The following is a 3,343-nucleotide window of genomic DNA, read 5'->3' as shown; positions in this document are numbered from 1 at the left end:
TTGGTCTGGCTCTGGTCATAGAGTTCTGCCTGGTTCAGGGCGATCGTCAACTGCTCCATGACTGCCTGCAACAGCTTTACCTCGTCATCCGTCCAGCAGCGGGGCGATCGGTTTTGACAGTTCATCACCCCAATTAATCCTGAAGGGATCTGCATTGGCAAGTTTAGCGATGCTGCGTAGCCCAAATCATTAAAGAGTTGCCGAACTACTGGGTCTCCAACTTGGTGTACATCTTCAATACAAACCGTATCTAAAACAAATAGCTGTTCTGCCAGGGAACCGAGCGCCGCAACCGGATAGCGGCCTAGCAGGCTGGGCTGGGCTTCTGCGGTAGCCTGTTTGACCACTTCCCAGTAAGGCTCTTCTGCATCGGGGCAGTACCAGGCAAACGAGCAGGAATCGACCTGCATAAAGCTACGAATTTCCTCAACCGCAGTCGTCAAAATAATGTCAAAGTTGAGCGAACAGCGAACCTGACTGGTGATGCAATTAAGGAGTTGTTCGCGCTGTGCCCTTTGCTGTAGGGCGACTTCTGCCTGTTTTTGCTCGGTGATGTCGCGCACGATCGTTGAAAGATATTCGGGAGTTCCATCGGCGGCTTTGTGGGCAATAATCACCTGCGAGACAGGAATTTCTCGTCCACTGCGGCTTAAGTGAGTGGATTCCCCCTGCCAAATGCCCTGCTGAATCGCGATCGGGATGCCCTGCTCCAGCACAATCTGCTTGGAATCCTCGGTAAGAATCGTTGAGATCGGCAGTCCCATTGGGGCTTCTGCTGGCGGAATCTCCAGCAAACGCTGTCCGGCACGGTTTATATAAAGGACTCGTCCCTGCATATCGGCAATACCAATCAGGTCAGAGGTAGCTTCTAGAATCGCAGTGAGTCTTGCCTGCGCCTGTTCAGCCGCTTTGCGATCGCCAATATCCCTGATGATTGACAGAGCGTGCGGCTTATCCCTGTATCGAAAAGGAACACTTGTCACTTCAACATCGATAGAGCTGCCATCTTTGTGCAGGTCAATTCCTGTGCAGAAGAACGGCTTTCCTGCCCTGATGGTTTCAACAAACTGAAAAAACTCTGGCAAAGTGTCCTGATGCACCAACTCAGAGGGACGAAGCTCGACAAACTCCTCGGCGGTGTAGCCGTGCATCCTACAGGCTGCGGGATTGACCGAAACCACTTTGCCGGTTTCCAGATCCGTGATAACAATACCATCGTTGATGGTTTCAAAAATACTGCGGTAGTGGGATTCTGCTTGCTGAAGGGCGGCTTCAGCGATTTTGCGATCGGTGATGTCAAACGCGGTGACAACAATGCGGTGAATTCTGCCGCGATCGTCTTTCAGAGGATTGAGCGTCGTAAGCCACCAAAAGTCGCGCCCGCCAAGCGGAAGATACTCCTCGTAAGTGATTGGAGTTCCTGCCTCCAGGCATCGCTGGTAATCGTGCCGCACGACTGCCCCATGCTCCTGACCCATCAGCTCTTCCGGGGTCTTGCCGACGATCGCTTCGCTGGGAATTCCGGCGCTTCTCTCAGTTGCAGGATTCCAGCCGACAAAGCGGAACTCGCCATCTTCCAGCACGTTTACCATCGTGATGCTGTGCTCGACCGCTTCATACATACTGCGAAGCAATCGCGCTTGTTCCCGCAGTTCGGCTTCAGCCCGTTTGCGATCCTTAATTTCACGCCAGGTCGTATGGAAAATTTCTCGCCCATCGATCTCAATTTTGGTCAGCAGCACCTCTACCCAGAAATCCTCGCCATCGACTCGACGATGCATCCACTCGAACCATTGACTGCGCTGATCCGCCATTGCGGCGAACATCTCTCTTGCTTTTGCCTGAGACGACTGCCCGTCAGGCTGACATTCGGGGGACATTTGGGAAAACTGAAGAGATAGCAGCTCCTCTTTGCTGCTGCACCGCATCATCTTGACTGCCGCTTGGTTACAGTCAATGACCTCCCCATCTTCTAGAAGCAGCATCGCATCTGCAGATTCATCGAACAGTTGCCGGAACAGGGTATCAGACAGTTTTCGTCCCGTTGTAGCAGCGACTAGATTGGCTGCCACACTCCCGATCGGGTTATTGCTACAGGGGGTAGGGTCAGCCGTTTCGTATGGAGAACGAGTGTTGTCCGGCATAGGAATTTTAGAGCTGAGAAGCTGATAGGCAGATGATCGATCGCCTCCTGCCCTGACCAGGTTGGAGTAGATTGAGTTACTGCTTAGAATGCCCCTTAAGCAAGTTTTCTAACAGTTCTAAAACTCCGGCTCGACAGCAATCAGGTCTCGTGCGGTAGGTCTCGTGCAACTTCTTTTTAAGTGGCTTTTGTACGCTTTTGCTCAGTCCTCAAAGAAACCTCTACTAGGGCTACGGCTGAAATCAACAAGTACGAGAAAAAGATTGGGAAAGATTGCCTGAAAAACGACTTGAAACACCAGAGCAAATATTTTAGATTGCTCAATACATAGTTGGGTAATAGTCTTTCACTCGTTAACTGCAAGATTTTGCGATTGCAGACTTTTCGAGAGAGTCCTAGTTCCTTGAGCTTGTTGTAAACAGCAGGGATATCCCGATAAATTGTGTAAAACCACTGTTGGGGCTCTTTTCCCCAATTGCTTGCTCCCAACGTACATTCTACGAAGTTTTCTTTAGTGACCAGAACGCCGCCGTGAACTGCACAATTTCCAGCCCAGTAGGCTAATCCAGCCCAGTTTTCCAGGCTACCGGGCCACATTTCAAGCGCAGCTCGGACGTATTCGGTTTGAAAAATTGTTGAAGTGATAAAAATGACTGCTCCAATATCTTCCTCAAGGCATTTCTCAAAAACTGCTTTGCCATCTCTCCAATTTTCCTCCAGGTTCGTTGGCAAATAATGCTGGAGGTGTACTTCGCCAGTTTGCTTAAGCCGACCGAAGAAATTGAGGAAAATTAGGGATAAGCCTGGCTTAGACTTAAGAGAATTCAACACATAAGCAAGCGTTCCAGGTTGAATTGGATCATCATCCCCAACAATCCATACATATTTTCCAGAAGCTTGATTTAGCAAGTATTGGAAGTTTCGCATCCATCCAAGATTTTCAGCGTTTCGATTGGTCTTAAAAACGACTTTATTGAAACGAGGACGCCACTTTTCAAATATTGCTGGGGTTTGATCTTCAGAGCAGTTATCAGAAACAATCACTTCACATTCGGACTCAAACCCTTTGATTTCCTCTTCTAGCCAGGCAAGTTGACGGTCTAATTCGCCTGCTCGATTAAACGTTGGAATGCAAACTGACAACAAGATACTCATGATAGAACCTGATAGAAATAGATTACTGGTGACATTGCAATTTAC

The 3,343-nt window shown here is 49.3% G+C and carries 2 protein-coding genes; both read right to left on the bottom strand.

Features of this window, described 5'->3' with window-relative positions; translation table 11 throughout:
* The coding region (locus tag H6F80_RS08930; protein WP_190791226.1) for a PAS domain S-box protein at positions 1 to 2,144 on the bottom strand (2,144 nt) is incomplete at its 3' end.
* A gap of 176 nt (positions 2,145 to 2,320) precedes the next feature.
* Positions 2,321 to 3,343 (bottom strand): glycosyltransferase family 2 protein (locus H6F80_RS08925; RefSeq protein ID WP_206755054.1); only part of this gene is annotated, 1,023 nt, incomplete at its 5' end.

This window comes from Leptolyngbya sp. FACHB-711, from assembly GCF_014695615.1.
Lineage (GTDB): Bacteria > Cyanobacteriota > Cyanobacteriia > Elainellales > Elainellaceae > Leptolyngbya_A.
This window is presented reverse-complemented; position numbering and strand designations above follow the sequence as displayed.